Annotated in this window: 5 protein-coding genes and 1 pseudogene; all 6 read left to right on the top strand. The window is 69.0% G+C overall.

Features of this window, described 5'->3' with window-relative positions; translation table 11 throughout:
* A partial coding sequence (locus tag K789_RS26660; protein WP_192815733.1) for a DegT/DnrJ/EryC1/StrS family aminotransferase occupies positions 1-163 on the top strand: 163 nt, incomplete at its 5' end.
* On the top strand, positions 156-815 hold the full coding sequence (locus K789_RS0106025; RefSeq protein WP_024365973.1) for an acetyltransferase: 660 nt from the start codon (positions 156-158) through the stop codon (positions 813-815). The genes K789_RS26660 and K789_RS0106025, both read left to right, overlap by 8 nt.
* Entirely contained in the window at positions 812-1,945 is a 1,134-nt protein-coding gene (locus K789_RS0106020; RefSeq protein WP_024365972.1) for a DegT/DnrJ/EryC1/StrS family aminotransferase, read from the top strand. The genes K789_RS0106025 and K789_RS0106020 overlap by 4 nt, the downstream gene beginning before the upstream one ends.
* A gap of 40 nt (positions 1,946-1,985) precedes the next feature.
* Positions 1,986-2,375, top strand: a pseudogene (locus K789_RS26545) (VanZ family protein); the annotation flags it as partial.
* Between the two features lie 78 nt (positions 2,376-2,453).
* Entirely contained in the window at positions 2,454-3,050 is a 597-nt protein-coding gene (locus tag K789_RS26090) for an acyltransferase (RefSeq protein WP_024365971.1), read from the top strand.
* Positions 3,051-3,060: 10 nt separating this feature from the next.
* Positions 3,061-5,623, top strand: a 2,563-nt coding sequence (locus tag K789_RS26085; protein ID WP_237739532.1) for a WecB/TagA/CpsF family glycosyltransferase, incomplete at its 3' end; no start/stop codon positions are given.

Genomic DNA, 5,623 nt, shown 5'->3' with positions numbered 1-5,623 from the left:
GCCCGCCTACGCCGGGCGGGACACCGGCAGGGCGGACCTGTCGGTGACGGAACGGCTCACAGACAACACCGTGATCCTGCCCGTCTACCACCAGTTGACCCTGGACGACCAGGCCCGGGTCATCGATTCGATACTAAAGGCTGCGGGGGAAAGCAATGACTGAGCTTCTCTTAATCGGCGCCAGCGGTCTTGCCCGCGAGGTCCTGGCCTGCGTCCGCGAGAACGGCCAGTTCGATGTGGTCGGCGTCCTCGACGACGACGAACTCAAGGCGGGCTCCGCCCTGGACGGCGCCCCCATCCTGGGTCCCGCCAGCCATGCCCTCCGCTACCCGGAAGCCCGTGTGGTCGTGTGCATCGGCGCCGGGCGGGCGCGTGAGCGGGTGGTCGCCCGGCTCGCCGGGCTGGGCTTCCCGGGCTACCGCTTCGCGACTGTTGTCGACCCTTCGGTGCGGGTCCCGTACTGCTGCGAGATCGGTCCCGGCAGCATCCTGCTGGGCAATGTCACACTGACCGCCGGAATCACAGTCGGGAGCCATGTCGTGATGATGCCCGGCGTAACACTGACCCATGACGACGTCGTGGAGGACTTCGCCACCCTGGCTGCCGGTGTCTCCCTGGGCGGCGGGGTCAGGATCGGGCGCGCGGCCTACCTTGGCATGAACGCGTCCGTCCGTGAAGGGACCAGGGTGGGATCCGGAACCCGGATAGGCATGGGAGCGGCCGTCCTGGGCGACGTGCCCGACGGGGAGACGTGGGCGGGGGTCCCGGCACGGGTGCTCGAGCCGTCAGCGGCTGCAGCCGGTGGTGGACGATGACTGGGCCCGTGACCGGCCGGCTTTCCGTCCCTTTCGTTGACCTGGGTGCCCAGCAGGACGAGATCGCCGACGAAGTCGAGATCGGGCTCAAGGAGGTCTTCGCACAGGCCTCCTTCATTGGAGGCCCCGCCGTGGCCGAATTTGAGCAGGCGTATGCCCGGTTCCTCGGTGCCGGGCATTGCGTGGGGGTAGCCAACGGCACGGACGCCCTGGAACTGGCACTCCGTGCGTCCGGGGTCAGGGCCGGCGGGGAAGTCATCCTCCCCGCCAACACCTTCATCGCGACCGCCGAGGCCGTGAGCCGGATCGGTGCGCTGCCGGTGCCCGTCGACGTCGACCCGGAGCACCTGTTGATCGATCCGGACAGGGTGGCCGAGGCTGTGACGCTCCGGACCCAGGCCATTATGCCCGTCCACCTGTTCGGCCAAACTGCCTTCGTCGAGCGCCTGGCACCGATTGCGGCAGCCTGTGGCGCCGTGATTGTCGAGGACGCCGCCCAGTCCCAAGGCGCTTCCCGGCATGGCCGCTTCGCCGGCACCCTGGGACTGGCAGCCGGAACGAGCTTTTACCCGGGCAAGAACCTCGGGGCCGCCGGGGATGCCGGCGCCGTAGTGACGAATGACGACGGGGTCGCGGCCCGGGTGCGAATGCTTGGCGCCCACGGCAGCGAACAGAAATACCAGCACGACGCGGTTGGGATGAACTCCCGCCTGGATACCATCCAGGCGGTGGTGCTTAACGCCAAGTTGCGCAGGCTGGCCATGTGGAACGAACGACGGCGGAAGGCCGCGGCACGCTACGCGGAACTGCTGGCGGACCTGCCCGGCGTCGAGCTTCCCCGCACGGCCCCGGGCAACGTCGATGTCTGGCATCTGTACGTTATCCGCGTCGCAGAACGGGACCGCGTGCTTGCCGCCCTGAACGCAGCAGGTATCGGCGCCGGCATCCACTACCCGGTTCCGGTGCATCTCAGCGGCGCCTACCGGGGCGTGGGCCACGGTCCCGGATCGTTCCCGGTCGCGGAGCGGGCCGCCCGCGGGATCCTGTCGCTGCCCATGTTCCCGCACATTAGCGAGGTGCAGCAGCAGTACGTCGCGGACCACCTGCGGGCAGCCTCCGGCCGGCCGTGAAACTCCGGAATCCTGGTCCCCTGCCCATGAAAATCAGACGATGAATGCGAAGGCACGCCGGGGGATCCTGCTCACCGCGCTGGCGCTGTACCTGGTTGGCCTCGCGTTTATCGGCGCCTGGCCGTCGCCGGTGGACCGCCCCCTGGCGGGCCTGCTGAGAGACGTCATTGACGCTGTGCGGGGGTACCCCCTGACAGCCGGCATCACGTACATGCACGTCGAGGGGGCCGCCAATGTCATCCTCTTTGTCCCCTTGGGGGTGATCGTCGCCCTGCTCCTGCCCACCCGCCGGTGGTGGCTGGCGGCGGTCTCGGGCGCGCTGATCTCAGCCGCCATCGAAACCGTCCAGTACCTTGCGTTGAGCCAGCGCACGGCGAGCCTGGGGGACGTTGTGAACAACACCCTGGGTGCCGTGCTGGGTGCCGCGGCCATTCGGATCATCCGAACACACCCGGCGCGGGTGACAGCGCAGGACCCAGGCACAGAACCCCCTTCCAGGAGGAATGTCATGAAAACCATCGCCGCTACAGCCGACGTCGCGGAAACCGCCGTCATTGGGGAAGGCTCCAGGATCTGGCATCTCGCGCAAGTCCGGGAGGACGCCAGCGTGGGCAGCAACTGCAATATTGGCCGCGGCGCCTACGTGGGCCCAGGGGTCGTCATCGGCTCAAACTGCAAGCTGCAGAATTATGCGCTGGTCTACGAACCGGCCCGCCTCGGCGACGGCGTCTTCGTCGGCCCCGCCGCAGTGCTCACCAATGACCTGCACCCACGGGCGATCACGCCCGACGGAACGCTTAAAGGCTCCGAGGATTGGGAAGCCGTGGGGGTGATTGTCGGCAGGGGCGCTTCCATTGGCGCCCGGGCCGTCTGCGTTGCCCCCGTGTCCATCGGCCAATGGGCCACCGTGGCCGCCGGGGCGGTGGTCACCAGGAACGTACCGGACTTTGCGGTGGTCGTCGGCGTGCCGGCCCGGCAGGCCGGCTGGGTAGGCGAGGCCGGGCACCCGCTGAAACAGGACGACGTCGGCCGCTGGCTGTGCCCCGTCACGGGCCGCCGGTACATCGAGAGCAACGGTCAACTGGCGCCCGCCGAGGCGGGCTGAGGGGGAAGTCATGGAGACACCGGAACGCAGCAAAGTCATCCTCGGCGGAACGCCCGTGGACCTGATGGAGCCCGAACCCGCCTTGGAGCTCATCCTTCGGCGCGCCGCTGACGGCGGGCTCCGGCCGCTGGCCGTGGCCTCGGTCAATCTGGACCATCTCAACCACTTCGGCACCGGAGGCCGCTGGTCAGGAACCCTGCACGCTGATCCTGGCAGCGTCGTGGAGTGGGTCCACCTGGTCGACGGGGCCCCTTTGGTGTCCCAGTCGCAGCGGCTCACCGGACGGAGTTGGCCGCGGCTGGCCGGGAGCGACCTGGCCTCACCGCTCCTGACCCGGGCCGAGGAACTCGGCCTGAAAGTCGGGTTCCTGGGCGGCTCGAAAGACAACCAGCGCCGGCTGGCGGAGAAGATCGCCCTCGAGCGCCCCGGGCTGCGGGTAGCCGGGATGTGGTCACCGGCCAGAAGTGAACTGGCCTCGGCGCCCGACTCCGAACGGATCGCCGCCGGGATCGAAGCTTCCGGCACGCAGATCCTCTTTGTGGGCCTGGGAAAACCACGCCAGGAGCTATGGATAGACCGCTACGGCGCCCTCACCGGAGCCGGAGTCCTCCTGGCATTCGGCGCTGCCGTGGATTTCCTCGCCGGCCGGGTGCAGCGCGCCCCCGAGTGGGTCAGCCGGCGCGGCCTCGAATGGGGCTATCGCCTGGCACTGGAACCGAGGCGGCTCGCCCGCCGCTACCTGCTCGACGGACCGCCTGCCTATCTGAAGCTCAGAACCGGTTCGTATGCCGTGCCGCCGGAGCTTCCGGCGGCAGCTGCGGGGCCCGCCCCCCGAACCCCCGGGCGGTTCACCGGACCGGACGGTCCGGCGGATGCCGCCGTCGTCATCGTCACCTATAACAACGCCGGCGACATTGACGCCCTGCTGCAGGGTCTTCGGGCGGAGACGGCCGATCTGGCGCTTCGCGTGCTGCTGGCCGACAACTCCTCGCGGGACGGCACCCTCGACCTGGTCCGGGCCACCTACCCGGACGTTCTCGCCTTCGCAACCGGCGGAAACGTGGGGTTCGCCGCCGGCATCAACGCCGCCCTGCGGCGGGCCGGCGACTCCGAAACCATTGTGGTCCTCAACCCGGACCTCACGGTGGAGCGCGGCAGCCTGAAGGCCATGCTGGACCGCATGCGCACCTCGAACGCGGGCGCGGTGGTGCCCAGGATTCTGGACGGTGCCGGCAGGACCAGCCCCACGCTGCACCGCGAGCCGGGCGTCAGCCGCGCACTTGGCGATGCCTTTTGTGGGCGGAGGGCGGCCGGCCGCCCCGGATGGCTCGCGTCGACGGATTTCCACCCGGAGAGCTACGCCCACGCGCACACCGTTGAGTGGGCCAGCGGGGCCGCCTTGATGGTCGCCCGGCCCCTCGCGGATTCCGTAGCCTGGGACGAATCATTCTTCCTCTACTCGGAGGAGACGGACTTCTTCCGCCGTCTGCGGATCTGCGGCGGCTCAATCTGGTACGAACCCTCGGCGGCCATGACCCATGAGGGCGGCGGCTCCGGCAAGTCCCCCGGGTTGAACGCCCTGATGGCGGTCAACCGGGTCCGCTATATCCGCAAGTACCATTCCCCGGCGTACTCCGCTGTGTTCCGTGCGGCCGTGATCCTCTCCGAGCTATTGCGGTGCTGGAAACCGGACCGCAGGGGAGTGCTGCGCACACTGCTCGACGAGCCAGGCTGGACTGCCCTGCCCGGCCCAAGCAAGGATGCCAAAAGCCGCCGGGACACCAGCGGTATCCCGCAGGGATCGGTGGTTATTCCGGCGCATAACGAAGCGGCCGTGATCGCCAGGACGCTGGCTCCGCTGGCCCCGTTGGCTGCCACCAGGCAGCTGGAGGTCATCGTGGCCTGCAACGGCTGTACTGATGACACCGCCGGTATCGCGCGCGGATTCGAGGGCGTGACGGTGCTGGAACAGGGGCAGTCGTCCAAGGCTGCCGCCCTCAACGCGGGAGATGCCGCCGCGTCACACTGGCCGCGGCTGTACCTTGATGCGGATGTGCAGATCAGTCCGGGCACGGTGCATGCCGTGCTCGATGTCCTCAGGTCCGGCCGGCTCCTGGCCGCGCGACCTGCGGCCCGTTTCGACCTTCAGGGCGCGCACCCGCTGATCCACTCGTACTACCGGACCAAACTCCGCCTTCCATCGGCCTGGAGCGCGCTGTGGGGAGGCGGGGTGTACGGCCTGTCCCACGAGGGCCGGCAGCGTTTCCAGCAGTTCCCCGATCTGACCGCGGATGATTTGTTCGTGGACCGTCTTTTCGGGCCTGCGGAAAAAGCCGTTCTCGATGTGGACCCCGTGGTGGTTCGCCCGCCCCGGACGCCCGCGGCCCAGCTGGCCGTGCTGCGTCGCGTCTACCGCGGCAACGCCGAGCAAAACACCCGGCCGAACGCCGGGCGCGGCGAGCCGCACCTTGTTCGAGGTGGCCCGGTCAATTCGTGGTCCGCTTTCCGCCGCGCATGCCCTGGTGTACGTGGCCTTTGCCCTGGCCGGCCGTCGCGGGAGCGGACGTCCGGGG

Source organism: Arthrobacter sp. TB 26 (assembly GCF_000427315.1).
GTDB lineage: Bacteria > Actinomycetota > Actinomycetes > Actinomycetales > Micrococcaceae > Arthrobacter.
The sequence above is the reverse complement of the archived record's forward strand: the minus strand, read 5'-3'. Positions and strand labels throughout refer to the sequence as shown.